Origin of the sequence: Myceligenerans crystallogenes (assembly GCF_039529775.1) — a bacterium.
Taxonomy (GTDB): Bacteria; Actinomycetota; Actinomycetes; order Actinomycetales; family Cellulomonadaceae; genus Myceligenerans; species Myceligenerans crystallogenes.
This window is the reverse complement of record NZ_BAAANL010000002.1, coordinates 201,513-222,449: the sequence shown is the minus strand read 5'-3', so window position 1 is coordinate 222,449 and position 20,937 is coordinate 201,513. Positions and strand designations below refer to the sequence as shown.

General features: G+C 74.6%; 19 protein-coding genes and 1 riboswitch. Of the genes, 9 read left to right on the top strand and 10 right to left on the bottom strand.

Annotation, left to right across the window (positions count from 1 at the left end):
* The first annotated feature begins 247 nt into the window (after window positions 1-247).
* On the top strand, window positions 248-2,389 hold the full coding sequence (locus ABD208_RS05720) for a DEAD/DEAH box helicase (protein ID WP_344100443.1): 2,142 nt from the start codon (window positions 248-250) through the stop codon (window positions 2,387-2,389).
* Here the strand turns inward: ABD208_RS05720 and ABD208_RS05715 are convergent.
* From ABD208_RS05715 to ABD208_RS05690, 6 genes are all read right to left on the bottom strand, one after another.
* On the bottom strand, window positions 2,334-2,822 hold the full coding sequence (locus ABD208_RS05715; protein WP_344100440.1) for a PH domain-containing protein: 489 nt from the start codon (window positions 2,820-2,822) through the stop codon (window positions 2,334-2,336). The genes ABD208_RS05720 and ABD208_RS05715 overlap by 56 nt on opposite strands.
* Window positions 2,823-2,875: 53 nt before the next feature.
* Window positions 2,876-3,724: an ATP phosphoribosyltransferase gene (hisG, locus tag ABD208_RS05710; protein ID WP_344100438.1), complete on the bottom strand. Its 849-nt coding sequence runs from the start codon at window positions 3,722-3,724 to the stop codon at window positions 2,876-2,878.
* A 95-nt stretch (window positions 3,725-3,819) separates the two neighbouring features.
* Entirely contained in the window at window positions 3,820-4,083 is a 264-nt protein-coding gene (locus tag ABD208_RS05705) for a phosphoribosyl-ATP diphosphatase (protein ID WP_344100436.1), read from the bottom strand.
* Window positions 4,080-4,589: a 6,7-dimethyl-8-ribityllumazine synthase gene (ribH, locus tag ABD208_RS05700; RefSeq protein ID WP_344100434.1), complete on the bottom strand. Its 510-nt coding sequence runs from the start codon at window positions 4,587-4,589 to the stop codon at window positions 4,080-4,082. The genes ABD208_RS05705 and ribH overlap by 4 nt, the downstream gene beginning before the upstream one ends.
* Complete coding sequence (gene ribA / locus ABD208_RS05695; RefSeq protein ID WP_344100432.1) at window positions 4,586-5,968, bottom strand: GTP cyclohydrolase II; 1,383 nt, start codon at window positions 5,966-5,968, stop codon at window positions 4,586-4,588. Before ribA ends, ribH begins: the two co-directional genes overlap by 4 nt.
* Window positions 5,965-6,642, bottom strand: a complete 678-nt coding sequence (locus ABD208_RS05690; RefSeq protein WP_344100430.1) for a riboflavin synthase — start codon at window positions 6,640-6,642, stop codon at window positions 5,965-5,967. The genes ribA and ABD208_RS05690 overlap by 4 nt, the downstream gene beginning before the upstream one ends.
* A 147-nt stretch (window positions 6,643-6,789) precedes the next feature.
* Window positions 6,790-6,925, bottom strand: a riboswitch (FMN riboswitch).
* A gap of 132 nt (window positions 6,926-7,057) precedes the next feature.
* On the opposite strand from ABD208_RS05690, the gene fmt reads away from it, so the two are divergent.
* The 3 genes from fmt (at window position 7,058) to rpe (ending at window position 10,536) form a co-directional block, all read left to right on the top strand.
* Window positions 7,058-8,047 carry a methionyl-tRNA formyltransferase gene (fmt, locus tag ABD208_RS05685; RefSeq protein WP_344100428.1) on the top strand — a complete coding sequence of 330 codons (990 nt, stop codon included), beginning with the start codon at window positions 7,058-7,060 and terminating at the stop codon, window positions 8,045-8,047.
* A 192-nt stretch (window positions 8,048-8,239) separates the two neighbouring features.
* A complete protein-coding gene (locus ABD208_RS05680; RefSeq protein WP_344100426.1) occupies window positions 8,240-9,835 on the top strand; it encodes an RsmB/NOP family class I SAM-dependent RNA methyltransferase in 1,596 nt (531 codons plus the stop codon).
* Window positions 9,836-9,873: 38 nt separating this feature from the next.
* Window positions 9,874-10,536, top strand: coding sequence for a ribulose-phosphate 3-epimerase (rpe, locus tag ABD208_RS05675; RefSeq protein ID WP_344100424.1), 663 nt, complete (start codon window positions 9,874-9,876; stop codon window positions 10,534-10,536).
* Window positions 10,537-10,567: 31 nt separating this feature from the next.
* Here the strand turns inward: rpe and ABD208_RS05670 are convergent, their stop codons facing one another.
* A complete protein-coding gene (locus ABD208_RS05670; protein WP_344100422.1) occupies window positions 10,568-11,416 on the bottom strand; it encodes a helix-turn-helix domain-containing protein in 849 nt (282 codons plus the stop codon).
* A gap of 115 nt (window positions 11,417-11,531) precedes the next feature.
* Here ABD208_RS05670 and ABD208_RS05665 point away from each other — a divergent pair, with 115 nt between their 5' ends.
* Entirely contained in the window at window positions 11,532-13,004 is a 1,473-nt protein-coding gene (locus ABD208_RS05665; protein ID WP_344100420.1) for an MFS transporter, read from the top strand.
* Here the strand turns inward: ABD208_RS05665 and ABD208_RS05660 are convergent.
* Window positions 12,994-14,304, bottom strand: coding sequence for a hypothetical protein (locus ABD208_RS05660; protein ID WP_344100418.1), 1,311 nt, complete (start codon window positions 14,302-14,304; stop codon window positions 12,994-12,996). The two genes, ABD208_RS05665 and ABD208_RS05660, sit on opposite strands and share 11 nt — an antisense overlap.
* Window positions 14,305-14,521: 217 nt before the next feature.
* Here ABD208_RS05660 and ABD208_RS05655 point away from each other — a divergent pair, with 217 nt between their 5' ends.
* The gene (locus ABD208_RS05655) at window positions 14,522-15,091 is read left to right on the top strand and encodes a dihydrofolate reductase family protein (protein WP_344100417.1); all 570 of its coding nucleotides are present in this window, start codon (window positions 14,522-14,524) and stop codon (window positions 15,089-15,091) included.
* On the opposite strand, the gene ABD208_RS05650 is transcribed toward ABD208_RS05655, so the two are convergent.
* Window positions 15,081-16,052 carry an MBL fold metallo-hydrolase gene (locus ABD208_RS05650; RefSeq protein WP_344100415.1) on the bottom strand — a complete coding sequence of 324 codons (972 nt, stop codon included), beginning with the start codon at window positions 16,050-16,052 and terminating at the stop codon, window positions 15,081-15,083. The two genes, ABD208_RS05655 and ABD208_RS05650, sit on opposite strands and share 11 nt — an antisense overlap.
* Before the next feature lie 47 nt (window positions 16,053-16,099).
* On the opposite strand from ABD208_RS05650, the gene ABD208_RS05645 reads away from it, so the two are divergent.
* The 3 genes from ABD208_RS05645 to ABD208_RS05635 are packed head-to-tail and all read left to right on the top strand — an operon-like array spanning window position 16,100 to window position 19,621.
* On the top strand, window positions 16,100-16,498 hold the full coding sequence (locus tag ABD208_RS05645; protein WP_344100413.1) for a helix-turn-helix domain-containing protein: 399 nt from the start codon (window positions 16,100-16,102) through the stop codon (window positions 16,496-16,498).
* A gap of 55 nt (window positions 16,499-16,553) precedes the next feature.
* Window positions 16,554-18,905, top strand: a complete 2,352-nt coding sequence (locus ABD208_RS05640; RefSeq protein ID WP_425561078.1) for a primosomal protein N' — start codon at window positions 16,554-16,556, stop codon at window positions 18,903-18,905.
* Window positions 18,902-19,621, top strand: coding sequence for an HAD family hydrolase (locus ABD208_RS05635; RefSeq protein ID WP_344100410.1), 720 nt, complete (start codon window positions 18,902-18,904; stop codon window positions 19,619-19,621). Before ABD208_RS05640 ends, ABD208_RS05635 begins: the two co-directional genes overlap by 4 nt.
* A gap of 103 nt (window positions 19,622-19,724) precedes the next feature.
* Here ABD208_RS05635 and metK read toward each other — a convergent pair whose 3' ends face one another.
* Window positions 19,725-20,930: a methionine adenosyltransferase gene (gene metK / locus ABD208_RS05630; protein WP_344100408.1), complete on the bottom strand. Its 1,206-nt coding sequence runs from the start codon at window positions 20,928-20,930 to the stop codon at window positions 19,725-19,727.
* Between the last annotated feature and the right edge of the window lie 7 nt (window positions 20,931-20,937).

The window sequence follows — 20,937 nt, the reverse complement described above, 5'->3', positions numbered from 1 at the left end:
GGGTGCGGCGTGCCGGTACCCGGGGCGGGCGTGCCGAAGGTCACCACCGGCGTGTCTGGCCGCAGGCGGCGTCGGGCACGTAGGATGTGCGAGATCCCCCTGGAGTTTGTCGCCTTCTGCGCGTGGCCGGCCGTCATCAGTGCCGGAGCGAGTGTGTGTTCGCCGAGTGAGCGACTCAGGGCCGCGGCGTCGGTATGACGCCGGTGTCCCGGACTCCCCCTCGACGAAGAAACGGTTGTACACCCCCATGCCCGCTGCCATCCTGACCGCGCCCGAGATGTCTGAGTTCTCCGGGGCGGCCGACGACGACGCGCTGAACGACGCCGTCGCGTCCGCCCAGCCCGCCGAGAGCGCACCCGCCGACGACCCCGAGAACACGGTGGAGACCATCACCGACGAGACCGCCCCGCTCGAGACCGCCCCCCTCGAGACCACCTCCCGCGAGGTCGCCCCGGCGGCCGCCACCGAGGCGGACGCCCCGGCCGAGGAGCCGGAGCTGCGCTTCGACTCGCTCCCCCTGCCCCGACCGCTCCTGGACGCGACCCGCGACCTGGGCTTCACCACGCCGTCGGACATCCAGGCCGCCGCGATCCCGCCGCTGCTCGAGGGCCGCGACATCACCGGCGTCGCGCAGACCGGCACCGGCAAGACCGCCGCGTTCGGCCTGCCGCTGCTGGCCGCGGTGGACGCGTCCGCCGACGTGTCCGGCGGGCACGTGCAGGCGCTCGTCCTGGCCCCGACCCGCGAGCTGGCGATGCAGGTCGCCGACGCGATCGAGTCGTTCGCGACGCACCTGCCCGGCGTGCGCGTCGAGGCCGTGTACGGCGGCTCGCCCTACATGCCGCAGCAGCGCGCGCTGAAGCACGGCGTGCACGTCGTGGTCGGCACGCCCGGGCGCGTCATGGACCACATGGAGCGCGGCTCCCTGAACCTGGACGGCGTGCGGTTCCTCGTGCTGGACGAGGCCGACGAGATGCTCCGGATGGGCTTCGCGGAGGACGTCGAGCAGATCTTCTCCCAGGCGCCCGCGAAGCGTCAGGTCGCCCTGTTCTCCGCGACGATGCCCCCCGCGATCCGCCGGGTGGCCGACCAGCACCTGAACGACCCGGTCGAGATCGCCGTGACCCGGCAGTCCTCCACGGTCACCTCCGTGCGGCAGACGTACGCCGTGGTCCCGTTCCGGCACAAGACTGGCTCGCTCGTGCGCGTGCTGGCCACGTCAGACACGGACGCCGCGATCGTGTTCACCCGGACCCGCGGCTCGGCGGAGGACGTGGGCTCCGCGCTGCTCGCGCAGGGCATCTCCGCGGCCACCATCTCCGGTGACGTGGCCCAGAAGGACCGCGAGAAGATCGTCGAGCGGCTCCGCTCGGGCGCGCTGGACGTGCTGGTCGCCACGGACGTGGCGGCACGCGGCCTGGATGTGGACCGCATCGGCCTGGTCGTGAACTTCGACCTGCCGCGCGAGCCCGAGGCGTACGTGCACCGCATCGGCCGCACCGGCCGCGCCGGCCGCACCGGCGAGGCGCTCACGTTCGTCACCCCGCAGGAGAAGGGGCTGCTGCGCCGCATCGAGCGGACCGTGCGCACCCGCCTCGAGGAGGTCGAGATCCCCTCGCCGCGCGACGTGTCGGCGCACAAGTTCGCCGACCTGCTCAAGAAGGTCGGCCCGCGCCGCGAGGCCGGGCGCCTCGACCTGTACGCGAGCATGCTGCGCACGCACCTGACCGAGCAGGCCGCGGCCGCGGCGCCGGCCGACGACGCCGCCGGCGCGGACGCGACCTCCGGCGAGGGCGCCCTTGTCCTCGACGTCGAGGAGCTGGTCCAGACCGCGGCGGCGCTCGCGGCGATGGCGGTGGGCGACGACGGGCCGCAGCTGCGGGCCGAGCAGGAGGAGTACGAGCGGGAGCAGGCCCGGACGCGGGCGGCGAGCCAGCGCGCGACGCGCGACGGTGAGCGGCACGACCGGGACGGCGACCGCACGGGCCGCCGGGACGGGCGCGGCCGGGAGCGTTCGGGCCGTGCGCCGGGCGGTCCGGGCACGCGGTACCGCGTCGCGGTGGGCCACTCGCACGGGGTGAACCCGGGCGGGATCGTGGGCGCGCTGACGGGTGAGGGCGGTCTGACCGGGTCGGACGTCGGCAAGATCGACATCTTCGGGTCGTTCTCGCTGGTGGACATCTCGGCGCCGCTGGACGAGGACACGATGGCGCGTCTGAGCCGGGCGCGGGTGGCCGGGCAGGCGCTGCGGATCCAGCTGGACCGGGGCAACCCGGGTGGCGGGCGCCGTGAGGGCGACCGTTCGGACGACCGGGGCGAGCGTCGCGGCGGGTTCAGCCGCCGTGAGGGTGGCCGGGACCGGGATCGCGCGCCTCACCGTGCTCGCTGACGAGTGATTCGAGGCGTCGCGCCTCACGCATCCCGTGCTCGCCGTCGGACCGCTGGACGGCCATGACGGCGAGCACTGTGCCGTCCGCGAGGTCGAGGTGGACCCACGGGTCGCCGAGGCCGAACCGGACGGCGACGATCTCGGCCCATTCCAGGCGGCGGGCGCGCGCGTAGTTGACCACGAGCAGGCCGTGCCGGTCGGGTACGGCGCGGATGGCGGCGAACCGGACGGCGAGCAGCGCGAACAGCAGGCCGGTGACGATGATCGAGGCCTGGTTCACCAGGTCGTGGGATCCGGGGCTGGTGGCCACGAGCGCCACGAACACGCAGCCCGCGACGATGACGACGCCCGTGCCCCACGCCACGGGGGTGGTGAACCGGCCGCGGAAGGTGCGGTAGCGCCCCGCGTCGTCGGGCGGCGCGTCGTCGGTCATCGCCACGGCACCTTCCCTCGGCCCGTCATTCCCGGCCCGTCACCCGCGGGCGGTCACATGCGGCTGGCGTGGATGGACGTGACGATGATCGCGCGGGCGCCGACGTCGTGCAAGGCGTCCATGACGCGGTTGGTGTCGCCGCGCGGCACCATGACGCGCACGGCCGACGCCGCCCGGTGGTGCTGCGGGGAGACGGTCGGGGACTCGAACCCGGGCGTGATCGCGACGGCCTGTTCCAGGATCTCGTTCGGGACCACGTACTCCATGAGCACGTAGGAGCGGGCCGTGATGACGCCGGACAGGCGCCGGGTCAGGGTGCGGACCCCGGCCGGCTCGGCGGCGTCGGCCTGGCGGATGAGCACGGCCTCGCTGGTGAGGATCGGGTCGCCGAACACCTCCAGGCCCGCGGCCTTGAGGGTGCTGCCCGTCTCGACGACGTCGGCGATGAGGTCCGCGACGCCGAGGCCCACGGAGCTCTCCACGGCGCCGTCGAGGTGCACGAGCTCGCCGGGGGTGACGCCCTGCTCGGCGAGGTGGTCGGCCACGAGGGTGGTGTACGACGACGCGACGCGCTTGCCGGCGATCCCGGCCACGTCGGTGACGGTGCCGGCGGGTGCCGCGAACCGGAACGTGGAGCGCGCGAACCCGAGCGGCAGGTGCTCGACGGCGTTGGCGCCGGAGTCCAGCAGCAGGTCGCGGCCAGTGATCCCGGCGTCCACGGTGCCGGCGCCGACGTAGACGGCGACGTCGCGCGGGCGCAGGAAGAAGAACTCGCACCCGTTGGCCGGGTCGGCGAGCACCAGCTCGCGGCCGCCGCGGCGCTGCCGGTAGCCGGCTTCGCGGAGCATCTCGGACGCGGGTTCGGACAGGGAGCCCTTGTTGGGGACGGCGATACGCAGCATCGTCGGCTGCCTCCTAGCGGTGAGTGGTGACGGCGGGTCTGCGGTGCGGGAGGGGGCCGGTCCCGGCGCGGCGGCGCCCGGGACCGGCCGTCCCGCTACAGATGCGCGTACACGTCCTCCAGCGTCAGTCCCTTGGCCAGCATCAGCACCTGCAGGTGGTACAGGAGCTGGGAGATCTCCTCGGCCGTCTCGGTGTCCGACTGGTACTCGGCGGCCATCCACACCTCGGCGGCCTCCTCGACGACCTTCTTGCCGATCGCATGGACGCCCGCGTCCAGCTGCGCCACGGTGCCCGAGCCCGCGGGGCGGGTCTCGGCCTTCTCGGACAGCTCGGCGAACAGGGACTCGAAGGTCTTCACGCGCCCGAGCCTAGTTGCTGTTCCAGCACCACGGCGGTGGCGACCGCAGCCTGGACAGCCTCGGCGCCCTTGTCCTCGGAGCTGCCCGCAAGGCCGGCACGGTCGAGGGCCTGTTCCTCGTTGTCGCAGGTGAGCAGGCCGAACCCGACGGGGATGCCGGAGCGGACGGACACATCCGTCAGGCCGTTGGTCGCCGCGGCGCACACGTAGTCGAAGTGGGGTGTGCCACCCCGGATGACGACGCCGAGGGCGACGATCGCGTCCGGGAGGCCCGCGGCGTCGCCGGACGCCCGGCCGGTCAGGCCCGCGAGGCGGGACGCCGCGACCGGCAGCTCGAACGACCCCGGCACGCGCACCTCCGTCCAGTCGGCGCCGGCGTCGCGCAGCGCGCGGCGCGCGCCCTCCAGCAGACCGTCCATGACCCGGGTGTGCCAGCTCGCCGCGATCACCACGACGCGCAGCCCGCGTCCGTCGACCCGCACCTGCGGTGCTCCGTGCCCGCTCATCGTCCTGCCTCCTGGAATTCGTCGGCGATCTCGTGGGTGGTTTCCCCGGTCAGGTGTCCCATCCGCTCCTGCTTGGTCGCGAGGTAGCGGGCGTTGTGCGGGCCCGCGCCCACGTGCAGGGGGCGTCGTCCGACGACGTCGACGCCGTCGGCGGCCAGGCCGCCCGTCTTGGCCGGGTTGTTCGTGAGCAGCTCGACCTGCTTGACGCCCAGGTCCGCGAGGATCGCGGCCGCCGCGCCGTACTCGCGCGCGTCGACCGGCAGGCCGAGGTGCGCGTTCGCGTCCACGGTGTCCAGGCCGCGGTCCTGGAGCGCGTAGGCGGCGATCTTGTCCGCCAGGCCGATGCCGCGGCCCTCGTGCCCGCGCAGGTAGACGACGGCGCCGGGCCGGCCCGCGGCGGCAGCGGCGGTCACGGCCTCCAGGGAGGCGGCGAGCTGCGGGCCGCAGTCGCAGCGCAGGGAGCCGAACGCGTCGCCTGTGAGGCACTCGGAGTGGACGCGGACCAGCGCCGGGGCGGGCGCGGGGGCGGCGTCGCCCGGGGCCGGCGGTGCGACCAGGGCCAGGTGTTCCGCGCCCGTGACCAGGTCCCGGTACGACGTCACCTCGAACGTGCCGTGCTCCGTCGGCAGCACCGCCGTCGCCACCCGGCGGACGCGCGCGGGCCCGTCCGCCGCGGGAAGATCAGCGGGAGCGGTGACCGGTTCGACCTCGTCAAGGAATTCCACGAGGTCTGAAACCGTGATCAGCACCAGATTCATTTCCGCGGCCAGGCGCGCGGCGTCGTCGTACCGCAGCATCGTACCGTCGTCGGACACCAGCTCCGCGATCGCGGCGACGGCTGCCGGACCCGCCGCTGCCGGGGGCGATCCGGCCGGCGTGCCAGCCAGGCGCACCAGGTCCACCGCGGCCTCCGTGTGCCCCTGGCGCTCGCGGACGCCGCCGGGGCGGGCGCGCAGCGGCAGGACGTGGCCGGGGCGGATGAGGTCCGACGGGGTCGTGGCCGGGTCGGCGAGCGTGCGCAGCGTCAGGGCGCGATCCGCCGCGGAGATCCCGGTCCCCACGCCGCGGGCATCAACTGAGACGGTGTACGCGGTGGTGAGCGGGTCCTCGGAGTCCGGCCACATCAGCGGCAGGTGCAGCGCGTTGGCCCGGGCCGCGGGCATCGGCGCGCACAGGTAGCCCGACGTGTGCCGCACCGTCCAGGCCACCCACTCGGCCGAGGCGCTCGCGGCCGACAGGACGACGTCGACCTCGTTCTCCCGGGCGGCGTCGTCCGCCACGAGCACGGGGCGCCCGGCGCGGAGCGCTTCGAGGGCGGCGGGCACGGTGTGCGCGACGGCGGCCGTGTGCCGCTCGTGATCGGGGACGACGGCGGTCATGCGGTCACCTCCCGCGTGAGCCCGGTGTCCTGCGGGCGTCCTGCCGCCGTCAGGAGGCGTTCGGTGTACTTGGCCAGGACGTCCACCTCGACGTTGACGGGCGCGCCGGGGGCGAGCTCGCCGAGGTTCGTGGCCTCGAGGGTGGTCGGGATGAGGGAGACGCCGAAGCTGCCGTGGCCGGCTGCGTCGTCGCCGACGGCGTCGTCGGACACGGTGGTGACCGTGAGGGAGACGCCGTTGAGGGTGATCGAGCCCTTTTCCGCGACGTAGCGCAGCAGGGGGTGCGGGGCGGTGAAGGTGAGGTCGTCCCAGCGCGGGCCGGGCTCGCGCGACGCGAGCGTGGCGGTGCCGTCGACGTGGCCCTGGACGATGTGGCCGCCGAGGCGGCCGTTCGCCGGGAGGGCCCGCTCGAGGTTGACGCGGGCGCCCGGGGTGAGCGCGCCGAGGGTGGTGCGGCGCAGCGACTCGGGCATGACGTCGAAGGCGAGCTGGCCTTCTTCGGGGCCGATGCCGGTGACCGTGAGGCAGACGCCGTTGACGGCGACGGAGTCGCCGGGGCGCGCGTCGGACGCGGCCAGGGGTGCGGTGACGGTGAGGACGGCGTCGGCTGCGTCGTCGTCAGGGTGAACGAGGGACCGTACGGTGCCGGTCTCCTCGACGATGCCGGTGAACATGTGTGAACTTCCCTCCCGGAGCCTCAGCGCTCCGGGGGTTCACCGATGGGCCGTGGCCGCCTGGCCGGTCTCCCGGCGTGACGGCACGGACGACGGCGTCGGCCGTGGACGCGCCTCCCCCTTGCGGGTTTGCGGCAGCCCGCGACCGCACGTGCTTCCTCCCATCCGGACTTTGACCGTCGGCCCTGGAATTCCACCAGGTCAACCGGCCTGCCGTGAGGCAGGGCGCGGGTCGCGGGCTTTCACCGCCGGCTCGGATTTTCACCGACCCCGGAGCACGTTCGTTCGTACAGCTTGCGCAGCACAGCCTGCCACAGGTCGGGGCGGGAGCGGACGTGACGTCCGTCTCGTGGCGGGGGCGGGTGCTCCCCCGCTCATCGCGTGGACCAGCCAGGTCGCGACCTAGACTGGCCGGGTGCGTCTCCTTTTCGCCGGAACCCCGGAACCCGCTCTTGCCTCGCTGGAGGCGCTGATCGCGTCGCGTCACGAGGTGGTCGCCGTGCTGACGCGAGCCGACGCGCCGGCGGGGCGGGGGCGGAAGCTGACGCCGAGCCCGGTGCGGGCGCGGGCCGACGAGGCCGGGATCCCGGTGATCACCGACGTGCCGCGCGGGGCGGAGTTCCTGGCGGCCCTGCGGGAGCTCGACGTCGACGCGGCGCCCGTGGTCGCCTACGGGCACATCCTGCGGCCGGAGGTCCTGGCGGTCCCGCGGCTGGGATGGGTCAACCTGCACTTCTCCGTGCTGCCCGCCTGGCGTGGCGCCGCGCCGGTGCAGCGGGCGATCATCGCCGGCGACGAGATCACCGGGGCCACGACGTTCCTCCTGGACGAGGGGATGGACACCGGGCCGGTGCTCGGCACGACGACGGAGAAGATCGGGGCCGCCGACACGTCCGGCGACCTGCTGGGCCGGCTCGCCGTCTCCGGGGCGGAGCTCCTGGTGTGCACCCTGGACGCGCTGGAGGACGGGACGCTCGCCCCGCGGCCGCAGCCGTCCGACGGCGTCTCGGTCGCCCCGAAGCTCACCTCCGCCGACGCGGAGATCCGCTGGGGGGTGCCGGCCTTGGCGATCGACCGGCGCATCCGCGGGTGCACCCCGGCGCCGGGGGCGTGGACGGTGCTGCCTGGTGTGGCCGGCGACGGCGACCGGGGTTCGGGTCCGGGTGCGGGTGGTGACGCGCGGCTCGGGCTGGGCCCGGTCACGCCGGTGCCCGAGGTCGAGGACCTGGCTCCCGGCGTCGTGCGGGCCGAGCGGAAGCGGGTCCTGGTCGGCACGGCGACCCACGCCGTGGCCCTCGGCGAGGTCAAGCCCCCGGGCAAGAAGCTGATGCCGGCCCCGGACTGGGCCCGCGGCGCGGGCCGAGCCGCCGTCGAGGCGGGCCTGCCCCTGGGGCCGCCCGCCTAGGAGCTGGGCTGGGAGCTGGGCTGGGAGGCGGTCGGCCGGATGTCAGTGCGGTCGGTCCCCCGAGCGGCCGACTTCTCGACATCGGGCCGACCGGCGTCGACGACCGGCCGACCGCATCGGCCCCGGATCCGTCGGGGCTGGACGGCGGGCGTCCGGTGGGGCGAAGTTCCGTGGGGCGAATAGGATCGCCGGGTGTCGAACAATTCTCGGGTTCCCAGCGGTGGCCGCAACGGCGGAGGGTCGGAGCGTGGCCGGGGCGACTCGGGGTACGAGCGGCGGGACGCCCGAGGGCGGCAGCGGTCGGCGGCCCGGGTGCGCGGGGAGCGGCCCGTCTCGCGGCAGGCTCCCGGGGAGCGGGCCAAGCGGACCGACGCCGCCCGCACGGTCGCGTTCGACGTGCTGCGGCAGGTGGACGAGTCCGACGCGTACGCCAACCTCGTGCTGCCGCCGCTGCTGGCCGAGCGCAGGATCCGCGGGCGGGACGCCGGGTTCGCGACCGAGCTGACCTACGGCACGCTGCGGATGCGCGGCCGGTACGACGCCGTCCTGGCCCACTGCGTCGACCGGCCGCTCGGCGATCTCGACCCCGCCGTGCTCGACGTGCTCCGCCTCGGCGCCCACCAGCTGCTCGGGATGCGGGTGCCCTCGCACGCCGCCGTCTCCGAGACCGTCGCGCTCGCGCGCGCCGGTGTCGGCGCCGGGCCGGCGCAGTTCGTCAACGCCGTGCTGCGGCGGGTCTCCGAGGTCGAGCCCGGCGAGTGGCTGGAACGCCTCACCGCCGCGGCCCCCGACGAGGTCAGCGCTCTCGCCGTCGTCGAGTCGCACCCCGCCTGGATCGCCCGCTCCCTGCGCGAGGCCCTCGCCGGGCACGGCCGCGACGTCGCCGAGCTCGGCGACCTCCTGCGCGCCGACAACGCCGCACCCCGCGTCACCCTGGTGGCCCGCCCCGGCCTCGTCGACACCTCCGACGACGACGCCTGGCACGACGCCGACCTCCTGCCCGGCACCTGGGCCCCCACCGCCCTCGTCCTTGACGGCAACGACCCGGGCGCCGTGCCCGCCGTCCGCGACGGACGCGCCGGCGTCCAGGACGAGGGATCACAGCTCGTCACGCTGGCGCTCGCGGGCGTGCCGATCGAGGACTCCGACGGCGAGGGCGAGCGCTGGCTCGACCTGTGCGCAGGGCCGGGCGGCAAGGCGGCGCTGCTGGCCGCGATGGCGGCGCAGTTCGGGGCGACGCTCGTCGCGAACGAGATCCAGCCGCACCGGGCCCGGCTGGTGGAGCGGGCACTGCAGGCGATCCCGGACGGCGTCGTCGAGGAGGTCCGGACCGGGGACGGGCGCGAGGTGGGGGCGGCGGAACCGTCGTCGTACGACCGGGTGCTCGTGGACGCGCCGTGCACCGGGCTGGGCGCGCTGCGCCGTCGTCCCGAGTCCCGCTGGCGGCGCGCGCCGTCGGACCTGGCGACGCTGACCGGGCTGCAGCGCGAGCTGCTCGCGTCCGCGCTCGACGCCGTGAAGCCGGGCGGCGTGGTCGCGTACGTGACCTGCTCCCCCGTCCTGGCCGAGACCCAGCTGGTGGTCACGGACGTGCTGCGCCGGCGCGACGACGTCGAGCGCCTCGATACGCCGGCGGCGCTGCGGCGCGCCCTGCGCACCGCACCCGACGGGAGCAGGCCCGAGATCCCGCTGCCCGCGGGCGACAAGGCCCGCGACGACGTCCAGCTGTGGCCGCACGTCCACGGGACCGACGCGATGCACCTGACGCTGCTGCGCAAGAAGAGCTGACCGGTCCCTGCCTGGCGGGCTGTCCTACGCTTGGCCCCGTGAAGCCTCTGATCGCACCGAGCATCCTGGCCGCCGACTTCATGAACCTGGAGTCCGAGCTGGGACGCATCGCGTCCGCGGACTACGTGCACGTGGATGTCATGGACTACCACTTCGTGCCGAACCTGACGCTCGGGATCCCGGTGTTCGAGCAGCTCACGAAAGTGTCGCCGGTCCCGGTGGACGCGCATCTGATGATCGAGGACCCGGACCGGTGGGCGCCCGCGTACGCCGAGGCGGGAGCCGCGTCGGTGACGTTCCACGTCGAGGCGGCCAAGGATCCGGTGCGGCTGGCCCGGGAGCTGCGGCGGCTGGGCGCGCGGGCGAGCGTCGCGCTGAAGCCCGGCACGCCGGTCGAGGCGCACCTCGGCCTGCTGCGGGAGGTCGACATGGTGCTGATCATGACCGTGGAGCCCGGGTTCGGGGGGCAGTCGTTCATGGCGGACATGCTGCCCAAGATCCGCCGCACCCGGCAGGCCGCGCGCGAGGCCGACCTGGACATCTGGATCCAGGTCGACGGCGGCATCTCCCGCGCGACGATCGACCGGACCGCGGACGCCGGGGCGAACGTCTTCGTGGCGGGCTCGGCCGTCTACGGGGCCGACGACGCCGCCGCGGAGATCAGCACCCTGCGGGACCTCGCGGCCGCGCACACCCACTGACCCCGGCGCGCCGCCCGCGAGGTGGTGCCGGTCAGCGGCCGAGGAGGGTCAGCGTCGCGGCCGCCGCCTCCGAGGTCGCGGTGTACATCAGCAGGCGGTGGCCGGAGTCGTCCGCGGGAGCCAGGACCTCGAAGGCGAGCTCGAGCTCCCCCACCTCCGGGTGACGGAACAGCTTCGTGCCCGACACGCACCGGTCCACCGGATGCCCGGCCCACCTGCGGGCGAACTCCGGGCTCTTCACGGTCAGCTCCCCCACCAGCGCCGTCAGCTCCTGGTCCTCGGGATCCCTGCCGGCCAGCACGCGCAGGGACGCGACCGCACGCCGGGCCTCCACGGGCCAGTGCGGGTACAGCTCCCGCGTGTGCTCGTCCAGGAACAGCATGCGCGTCAGGTTGGGCCGCTCCCGCGGGCTCAGGGGGGCGGCCGCATCCAGGTGCCCCGCCACGAGCCGGTGCCCCAGCACGTTCCACCCCAGCACCTCGCTGCGGCGCCCCAGGATCACCGCCGGCGTCTGCCCCAGCGTCCCGATCAGGCGCAGCATCCCCGCCCGCGCCTGGTCGTGCCGGACCGGCTCCCGCCTCCGCACCCGCGCCGCCGGCCGAGCCAGCTGATCCAGGTGCGCCCGCTCGTCCGGCCCCAGCTCCAGGGCCGTGGCGATCGACGCGAGCACCGCCTCCGACGCGTTCACGCTCAGCCCCTGCTCGAGCCGCGCGTAGTACGTCGCGCTCACGCCCGCCAGCATCGCCAGTTCCTCGCGCCGCAACCCCGGCACACGCCGTCGGCCGTAACCACGCAGCCCCACGTCCTGCGGACGCAACGCCGCCCTGCGGGACCGCAGGAACTCCCCCAGCGGATTGGACAGCACGCTCACGTCGCTCACCCGCCCATTGTCACGCGGCGCGCGCGCCGCAGCCTGTCCCCGGCAGTGACAGGCTCGCCCGTGACCGTCTCCACGGGGTGTGGCTGCGCCCGACGACGGCGCCCAGGGTGGGCGCATGACCACCAGCAAGCCCGCGGCCGGCGTCGTCGGGCACGACACCCTCACCGGCCGGCAGCGGACCGCCCTCGCCGTGCTCCTCACCGCGAGCTTCACGCTCGCCGTCGACTTCTCCGTCCTCAACGTCGCCATGCCCGCCATCGGCGCCGACGTCGGGCTCGGGATCGCGGACCTGCAGTGGATCGCGACCGCGTTCGCGCTCTCCTCCGCCGGGTTCACCCTGCTCATGGGACGCGTCGCCGACATCGCCGGACGCCGGCGCATGTTCCTGATCGGGATGGCGCTCCTCGGCGCCGGGTCGCTCGCCGGAGGCCTGGCCGGCACGCCCGCCGTCCTGCTCGGCGCGCGGGTCGCCCAAGGCCTCGCCACCGCGATCGTCGCGCCCGCCGCGCTCGCGCTGCTCATCGGGACCTTCCCCGAAGGCCGCGCACGGGACAAGGCCCTCGGGCTCAACGGATCCCTCATGGCCGCCGGGTTCACCACCGGGGCGATCCTCGGCGGGCTGCTGACCGACCTGCTGTCCTGGCGGTGGGCGTTCCTCGTCAACGTGCCGATCGCCGCGGCCGTGCTGATCGTGGCACCCCTCGTGCTCGCCGAGAGCCGCAGCCGGACGCGACCCCGGCTCGACGTGCCCGGCGCCGTCGTCGTCACCCTCGGGCTGCTGGCCCTCGTCCACGGGTTCACCCACGCCGCCGCAACCTCCTGGACCGACCCCCTCACCCTGGCGGCGCTCGCGGGCGCGGTCGTGCTGCTGGCGCTCTTCGTCGTGGTGGAACGCGTGGTGCCCCACCCGCTCGTACCGCTGGGGCTGCTGACCCGGCGGAACGTGGCGTGGGGGAACATCGCCGGGTTCCTCGCGTTCGCCACCGAGACCTCGCTCGTGTTCCTGCTGACGCTCTACCTGCAGAACGTGCTCGGCTACACGCCCCTCGCGGCCGGGCTGTCGTTCGCCGTGCTGGGGCTCGGAACCGTGATCGGCGGGCTGATCGGGCCCAGGATCATCGCATGGTACGGGAACCGGACGGCAATCACCGGCGGCTTCCTCGCCCAGGCGGCCGCCACGCTGCCGCTCGTCCTCGTCTCCGAGGCCGGGAGCTCGATCTGGCTGATCCTCGCCGCCACCTTCGCCGGCGGCGTCGCCAACCTCGTCGTCATCGTCGCCTTCATGGTCACCGCCACCAGCGACGTCCCGGAATCCGAGCACGGGCTGGCGACCGGGCTGACCACCATGAGCCAGCAGGTCGGGATCACCATGGGCACGCCGCTCCTGAGTGCCGTGCTCACCGCCGTGGTGCTGGCGTCGCCGGACGGCCCGGGAACCACGGCGACACTCGACGGCGTGACGGCCGCGATCCGGGTGAACTGCGGGCTGTGCCTCGCGGCAGCCGCCACGACCTGGGCCTTCCTGCGACGCCGGGACGCGTCCCGGGAGCCGACGACGGCACCGACGGACCATGCTCCTATCGCATGAAGCGGTCCAGGGCCCGTGCGATCAGACCGATGAGGCGCTCCTCGCGGTCGAAGCGGCGCAGCAGGATTCCGCCACCGGCGACGAGGAAGGCCGCGGCGAGAAGGGCCTGCGAGCTCGCGGCCAGCGTCCAGTCGTTGTACCTGTCGATGGCGTAGTCAGGATCGCCGATCCCGGAGATGCCCGCCATCGCACTCCAGGTCGCGCTCCAGACGAACGAGGCGCCGGTCAGGAGTCCCGCGAGGCCGGTGAGAACCACCCGGCCCGCGACCTGTGCGGCCGCGCAGCACCAGAAGGAGAGAGCGAGCAGAGCGCTCGTCCCCGCGAGCAGGACGCGGTAGCTGAGGTACAAGCCATGCCCGTCGACGATCGGAGCGACCGCCAGTGCCATCGCCGCGAACCCGGCGATCAGGGCGGCACAGGTTCCGGTCCGGCCGCTGATGCGACCGATCACTCCGGCAGTGCCGGGCGCCTGGGTGGTGCTACGGCGCAGGGCCAGAGCCGCCGCCGCGAGAGCGATCGCTCCGAGCCCATACGCCGCGGACGCCCAGGGGACACCCCTGGCCAGGAACGCGATTCCGCTCCATAGTGCCATCGGCAGGCAAGCGCCGAGCAGGGCCGTTGTCAGGAGCCTGCGGGAGTCGACGAGAACCGCGAGGCCGAACGTGCACAGGACGATGCCGAGGCCGAAGAAACCGGCGAGGTCAAGAGTCGCGGCACCAGGATCCGCGAGAAGCTCGAACGCCCCCGAGCCCGCCTTGGCCTGCGAGACACCGTAGTGCAGCGAGGCCAGGGCAAGGATCGTGCCGGCGAGCCCGACCCGTCGGCCACTCCTGGTCCACGCGTTCCCCTCGAGCAGGAGGACCGCGATGAGCACCAGCGCGACCGTGGCCAGGTGGGTCAACGCCGGCTGGCCCGCGTAACTGCTGGCGAGCGTCGCCACCAGGAACACGGTCACGAGAGCCGCCGTGACACCACGCAACCGCCGCGGCCACCGCGCCGGACGAGGGGCACCGCGCATCGCGAGCACGACGACGCCAATGCAGACCGCGACGGGGATCAGCAGGACCGAGAGCGGCCGCAGCAGGAACGACACCACCTCGTTTCCACCGTCGCGCAACGGGCTGAACAAAGGATCGATGACCTGCTCCCTCAGCGGATCGCCGAGGATGTACAACAGCAAGGAACCGCCGAGCCACGACATGAACCTACGCAACGCCCCCGGCTTGTCCGGGGTTCGCCGACCGCCGGCGAGCGAATACGGTGACAGGTCCCCGCCGGCCGGATTGGTCTCGTCGCCCACTGAGCGCCCCTGCCTGTTTCGCCTGCAATCCCACAGAAATCGGCTTCACCAGGCAGGATGCCAGGCGATGCCCGACACCACCAAATCTGTCGGGTCGCGGGACCTGTGAAGCAGATCCGAGGATGGTTGACGTAGTGCGATCCGGACGCCGAGATAGTGACGAGGACGTCCGGGCTTCATCCGGCCGACCGGGGGCGAACACCAAGGGAGCAGCGAGATGAGAACACTGCGGTACTCGATCAACGTCACGCTCGACGGCTGCTGCCATCACGAGGCCGGGCCGCCTCCCGACGAGGAGTCGATGCGCTACTGGACTACCGAGATGGAGCAGGCCGACGCGCTGCTGTTCGGGCGGGTCACCTACCAGATGATGGAAGCCGCCTGGCGCCGACCCGCCACCGGAACCTGGCCCGGCTGGATGGACGCGTGGGAGATCCCCTTCGCCGAAGCCATCGACCGGGCCAGGAAGCACGTCGTGTCGAGCACGCTGGACGAGGTCGACTGGAACGCCGAGCTGGTGCACGGCGACCTGAGCCAGGCCGTCCAGCGGCTCAAGCAGGAACCGGGCGAGCGCCTCTGGGTGGGCGGCGTGACGCTCCCGGCGGCGCTCGCGGATCTCGGGCTGATCGACGAGTACGAGTTCGTGGTGCAGCCGGTCCTGGCCGGGCACGGGCCGACGTTGCTCGCCGGGCTGCGTGAGCGCATCCGGCTCGAGCTCGTGGACCGGCGGGAGTTCCGCTCCGGGGCGGTCGCGCTGCGGTACCGGCCCGCGCGGGCTACGGCCTGACGCGATCTGCCCACCGTGCCGCGCGGCCGTGGTCGTGCGCGGGCACGACGTGCAGCCTGTCCTGCAGGACGTGCAGCCGGTGCAGGTTCCGCCAGGTTTCCTCGCGGTCGTCGTCGACCAGGCAGCCGAGGAATCCCGAGCGCTGGTGCAGCTGGTCGACCTGCGCTCCGTGCCAGGCGGTGTCCCCGACCAGGAGCACCGGCCCGTCGCCGGTCGCGAGCAGGACGCCGACGCTGCCGGGCGTGTGGCCCGCCAGGTCGACGAGCACGACGGCGCCGTCGCCGAGGAGATCGTGGCTGCGCTCGAAGGTGAGCACGGGCGGGCCGTCGAGGTCGAACTCGAGCAGCTCCCGGCCGGCCAGCCCGCGGCGCACCCCGCCGGCGGGCGCGCGCGTCCCGCCGGCGGCCCAGGTCAGCTCGCGGGCGTGCAGGACGACCGGCAGGCCGGGCAGGTCGAGCAGGCCGGAGACGTGGTCCCAGTGCGCGTGGGTGCTGAGCGCCAGGTCGGGCCGGACACCGGACTCCGCCAGCGCCTGCGCGGTCGGGATCGTCGAGGCGGGTGGCTGCAGGAGGCGGCGCAGCACGGGCTGCAGCTCACTCATCGCCTGATTCTCCAGGTCGCGGGGAACGGCCGGGTCGACGAGGATCGTGGCCTCGGGATGGTGGACGACGAAGGACTGCAGGCTGAGCTCGTCGGCCCCGGCCAGGCCCTCGTACAGGACGCGGCCCGGCACCCGGCGGGGCCGCTGGCGCAGCGTCTGCAGCCGCACGGTCCGCCGCGCCCGGGGCGCCGGCCGCTCGGCCAGCTCGCCCATCGTCGCCAGCAGCCGGCGGTCCGCCCGACGGGGTGCCACGAGCGACCGCACGCCGGAGGTCACCGCCACGGCCAGCCGGCCGGGCGGGATCGGCGCGGCCCGGGAGTCGAGGCCGGAGAAGGGGTTCGGACGAGTACGCAGTTCCATGACCGGGACGGTAGAACTTCAGGCCGACCTGAAGGCAAGATGAGGCGATGCGCATCTCGACCGCGGCCGGTGTGATCGGCGTTCCCGCCCATGTCCTGCGGCACTGGGAGGACGAGGGCGTGCTGACGCCGGACAGGTCGGGCGCCAACCAGCGCGACTACACCGAGCAGCACGTGCACGAGGCCCGGATCATCCACCGCCTCCGGCAGGCCGGCGTCGGCCTGCCCGCGATCCGGCAGCTGCGCTCCGCGGGCGGGACGGCGCGCCCCGTCCTGCTCTCGGCCGCCGCGGACCGGCTGAGCGCCGAGGCCGACCGCACCGCGGCCGCGGCCGCGTTCCTCCGGCACACGGTCGAGTGCCGGCATCCGATCCTCGAGGAATGCCGCGAGTGTCGTGCGTACGCGACCTCGGGCGAGCCGTCACGGGAGCGACTCTGTGCCGGATGAGTCCGGCCGGGTATCCGGCGGTTTGGGCACCCGGGTGTCGGTGAGCCGTGGTGAGATGGGCCGCGTGGACCAGGACGTGCTCCCCGGGATGGACGACGCCGCCGGCGCGGCGCCGCGTTCCGGCGCGCCGGCCGCCGCCGCGGCCGAGGAGACCGGCGGGGTGCCGATCACGGCAGTGCTTCCCGTGGCGCGGGTGGTGCTCGACCTGCAGCCCGCGCACCTGGACCGCTCCTACGACTACCTCGTGCCGGAGCCCATGTCCGACGACGCCCGGCCGGGCGTGCGGGTCAAGGTGCGCTTCGGGCGGCAGGAGGCCGGCGGGTACATCGTCGCGCGCCTCGCGGAGTCGGACCACGACGGGCGGCTGGTGCCGCTCAAGCGCGTCGTGTCCGCGGAACAGGTCCTGACGCCCGAGGTGCTGGAGCTGTGCCGCGCCGTCACGGCCCGCTACGGCGGCACCCTGTCCGACGTGCTGCGGCTCGCCGTCCCGCCCCGGCACGCCCGGGTCGAGAAGGAGGCCCCCGGCCTGCCCTCCGACGACAGCGCCGACGAGGACGAGTCCGGCGACGAGCCGGACGAGGACGAGACAACCGCTGACGAGACCGGCGGGGACGACGCCGCAGACGCCGGCGGCTCCGGAGACCTCCGCGGGACCGGGCCGGGCCCCGAGGCCGAGCTGCCGGCCGAACCCGGCGACTGGAACACCGACCCCGGCGGCACCGGCACGTCGGCCTGGGCGCCCTACCTCGGCGGCGAGGCGTTCCTGCGCCGGGTGCTCGGCGGCGACGGCCCGCACGCCGTCTGGTCGGCGCTGCCCGGGACGGACGGGACGCGCTCCGGCAGCAGAAGCGCGGCCGCCACGGACAGCACCGGTGGGCCTTCCGCGTCGTCGTCCGGCGCGCTCGTCCCGCGCTGGGCGACGGCCGTCGCCGCCGCCGTCACCGCGTGCGTGGCCGGCGGGCGGGGCGCGCTCGTCGTCGTCCCGGACGCGCGCGACGTCGTCCGCGTGCGTGCGGCGCTCGATGCCGCGGGCATCCCCGCGGGGCCCGGCGGGCACGTCCGGCTCACCGCCGACGACGGCCCCGCGCCGCGGTACCGGGCGTTCCTGGCGGCGCTGCGCAGGCACGCGCCCGTCGTGGTCGGGACGCGGGCGGCGATGTTCGCGCCGGTGCAGGAGCTGGGGCTCGTGGTGTTGTGGGGCGACGGCGAGGAGACGCTCGCCGAGCCGCATGCGCCGTACCCGCACGCCCGGGAGGTGCTGGCGATCCGCGCCGGGCAGGCCGGCGCGGCCTACCTGCTCGGCGCGCCCGGCCGCACCGTCCAGGCGCAGGCGATGCTCGCCAGCGGGCGCGCCCGCGAGCTCGCTCCCCCGCGCGACACCCTGCGTGCCCTCACGCCGCACGTGCGCGCCCTGACCTCCGTGGAGCTGGCCCGCGAAGGGCCCGCGGCGGCCGCGCGCCTGCCGTCCGTGGCGTGGCGGGTGGCGCGCGAGGCGCTGGAGCTCGGGCCGGTGCTCGTGCAGGTGCCCCGCGGCGGATACCTGCCGGTCGTGGCCTGTTCCCGGTGCCGCGTCGCGGCCCGCTGCGAGACGTGTCACGGCCCGCTCGGGCTGCCGCACGCCGACGCGTCCCCGCAGTGCACCTGGTGCGGGCGCATGGCGGGCGGCTGGTCGTGCCCGGAGTGCAGCTGGACCGGGCTGCGGTCCGTGCGCGTCGGCTCGGCGCGCACGGCGGAGGAGCTGGGGCGGGCGTTCCCGGGCGTGCCGGTGCGGGTGTCCGCGGCGTCGGCCCCCGCGGGCGTGCTCGACACCGTGCCCGGCACGCCCGCGCTCGTGGTCTCCACCCCGGGCGCCGAACCCGTGCCGGAGGGCGGCTACGCCGCCGTCCTGCTGCTCGACGCCGCGGTGATGTCCGGCGGCACGCACCTCGCCGCCGGGACCGAGGCGCTCGGGCGGTGGCTCGCCGCCGCCGCGCTCGCGCGCCCCGACGGGCGGGTCCTGCTGGTCGGCGACGGCGCGCCCGGCCCCACCCAGGCCCTTGTGCGCTGGGATCCGGGCGGGTTCGCCGCCCGCGAGCTCTCCGAACGCGCCGAGCTCGGGCTGCCGCCCGCCGTCCGCGTCGCCTCCGTCACGGGCGACCGGGCCGCCGTCGCGGCCGTCGTCGACCGGGTCGGGCTCAGCGGCGAGAACGTCCTCGGGCCGGTGCCGGTGGACGACGGCGCCCCCGGGTCCGCGGCACCGCCGGACGTCCTGGACGGGACCGCGCCCGTCGTGCGTACGGTGCTGCGCGTGCCGCTCGACCAGGGCGACGAGCTCGCGCGCCGGCTGCGCGCCTCGATGGCGGTGCGGTCGGCCCGGCGGGAACCCGGCACCGCCCGCGCCAGGATGGACCCGGAGGAGATTCTGTGACCGACGACAGGAACGCGGACGCCACGCCGCCCGACGACATGCCCGGCAGCGTGCCCGCCACGGTACCCGGGAGCGCACCGCCCGGACCGGCGATCGACACCGTGGTGCTCGACTTCGGCAACGTCCTGGTCGAGTGGGACCCGTACGGCGCCTACGAGGGCTACACCGACACGACGGGCCGCACCTGGTCCCGCCAGGACACGACCGCCTTCTTCGACGAGATCGGCTTCGCGGAGCTGAACCACGAGGCGGACGCCGGGCGCACCTTCGCCGACCTCGCGGACCGGCTCGAGCGCACCCACCCGCATCGCGTCGCCGACCTCGCCGCCTACCCCGAGCGGTACGCGCGCACGCTCGCCGGCCCGGTCCCGGGCTCGGAGGCGCTGGTCACGGAGCTGTCCCAGCTCGGCCTACGGCTGTACGGCCTGACGAACTGGTCCGCCGACACGTTCCACCACGCCGAGCCGGCCGCTCCCGCGATCGGGCTGCTCGACGACGTCGTCGTCTCCGGCCGCGTCGGGCTGGCCAAGCCCGACGTGCGCATCTACGAGCTGCTCGCCCGCACGTTCGGCGTCGACCCGTCCCGCGCCGTCTTCCTCGACGACAAGCAGGAGAACGTCGACTCCGCCCGCGCCGCGGGCTTCCACGCGATCCGCTTCACCACGACCGAGGCGGCGCGGGCCGACCTGCGCGGGCTGGGCCTCGCCGTGCGGTGACGATCCCGGCCCGGCCGAGCCCTGACGAGCCCTGACGACACGGGGAACGGCAGAGCGCGGGGTGCGGCCCGTGGGCCCCACCCCGCGCTCGCGGTGACTCGGGTCAGACGGCGGCCTGGAGGGCGTCGACGCGGGTGGTCTGCTCCCAGGTGAAGCCCGGCAGGTCGCGGCCGAAGTGGCCGTAGGCGGCCGTGGCGCGGTAGATGGGGCGCAGCAGGTCCAGGTCGCGGATGATGGCGGCCGGGCGCAGGTCGAAGACCTCGCGGATGGCGGCCTCGATGCGGGCCGTGGGGACCGTCTCGGTGCCGAAGGTCTCGACGTAGAGGCCCACCGGGTGGGCCTTGCCGATCGCATAGGCGACCTGGACCTCGCAGCGGCGGGCGAGTCCCGCGGCCACGACATTCTTGGCGACCCAGCGCATCGCGTAGGCGGCCGACCGGTCGACCTTCGACGGGTCCTTGCCGGAGAACGCGCCGCCGCCGTGGCGGGCCATGCCGCCGTAGGTGTCGACGATGATCTTGCGGCCGGTCAGGCCGGCGTCGCCCTGCGGGCCGCCGACGACGAACTTGCCGGTCGGGTTCACGATGAGGCGCGCGTCCGCGACGGCCAGGCCGGACTCGGCCGCGGCGGCGTCCAGCACGGGGTTGATGACGTGCTCGGCGATCTCGCGGTGCAGCTTCTCCTGGACGATGTCCGGGTCGTGCTGCGTGGAGAGCACCACCGTGTCCACGGAGACGGCGCGGTCGCCGTCGTACCCGATGGTGACCTGGGTCTTGCCGTCCGGGCGCAGCCCGACGAGCTCACCGGACCTGCGCACCGCGGCGAGCCGCTCGGCGAGGCGGTGGGCCAGCCAGATCGGCAGCGGCAGGAGCGAGGGCGTCTCGTCGGACGCGTAGCCGAACATCAGGCCCTGGTCGCCGGCGCCCTGCGCGTCGAGCGGGTCGATGCCGGGGGCGGTGTCGTCGCGGCCCTCGAGGGACTTGTCCACGCCCTGGGCGATGTCGGGCGACTGCTGCCCGATGGAGACGGACACGCCGCAGGAGTCGCCGTCGAACCCGATGGCGCTGGACGTGTACCCGATCCCGCGCACGACGTCGCGCACGATCTGGGGGATCTCGACGTAGGCCTCGGTGGTCACCTCGCCGGCGACGTGCACGAGACCGGTGGTCACCATCGTCTCCACCGCGACCCGGGAGGCGGGATCCTGCGCCAGCAGGGCGTCGAGAATCGCGTCGGAGATCTGGTCACAGACCTTGTCCGGGTGTCCTTCCGTGACGGACTCCGAGGTGAACAGGCGCAGATCAGTCATGAGCAAG

Excerpts from the sequence above, each read along its gene's own strand:
- ABD208_RS05640 (WP_425561078.1), top strand. The coding sequence starts at position 16,554 with ATGGGCCGCGTGGACCAGGACGTGCTCCCCGGGATGGACGACGCCGCC.
- ABD208_RS05665 (WP_344100420.1), top strand. The coding sequence starts at position 11,532 with ATGACCACCAGCAAGCCCGCGGCCGGCGTCGTCGGGCACGACACCCTC.
- metK (WP_344100408.1), bottom strand. The coding sequence starts at position 20,930 with ATGACTGATCTGCGCCTGTTCACCTCGGAGTCCGTCACGGAAGGACAC.
- ABD208_RS05650 (WP_344100415.1), bottom strand. The coding sequence starts at position 16,052 with ATGGAACTGCGTACTCGTCCGAACCCCTTCTCCGGCCTCGACTCCCGG.
- ABD208_RS05655 (WP_344100417.1), top strand. The coding sequence starts at position 14,522 with ATGAGAACACTGCGGTACTCGATCAACGTCACGCTCGACGGCTGCTGC.
- ABD208_RS05715 (WP_344100440.1), bottom strand. The coding sequence starts at position 2,822 with ATGACCGACGACGCGCCGCCCGACGACGCGGGGCGCTACCGCACCTTC.
- ABD208_RS05645 (WP_344100413.1), top strand. The coding sequence starts at position 16,100 with ATGCGCATCTCGACCGCGGCCGGTGTGATCGGCGTTCCCGCCCATGTC.
- ribH (WP_344100434.1), bottom strand. The coding sequence starts at position 4,589 with ATGAGCGGGCACGGAGCACCGCAGGTGCGGGTCGACGGACGCGGGCTG.
- hisG (WP_344100438.1), bottom strand. The coding sequence starts at position 3,724 with ATGCTGCGTATCGCCGTCCCCAACAAGGGCTCCCTGTCCGAACCCGCG.
- ribA (WP_344100432.1), bottom strand. The coding sequence starts at position 5,968 with ATGACCGCCGTCGTCCCCGATCACGAGCGGCACACGGCCGCCGTCGCG.
- ABD208_RS05690 (WP_344100430.1), bottom strand. The coding sequence starts at position 6,642 with ATGTTCACCGGCATCGTCGAGGAGACCGGCACCGTACGGTCCCTCGTT.
- ABD208_RS05720 (WP_344100443.1), top strand. The coding sequence starts at position 248 with ATGCCCGCTGCCATCCTGACCGCGCCCGAGATGTCTGAGTTCTCCGGG.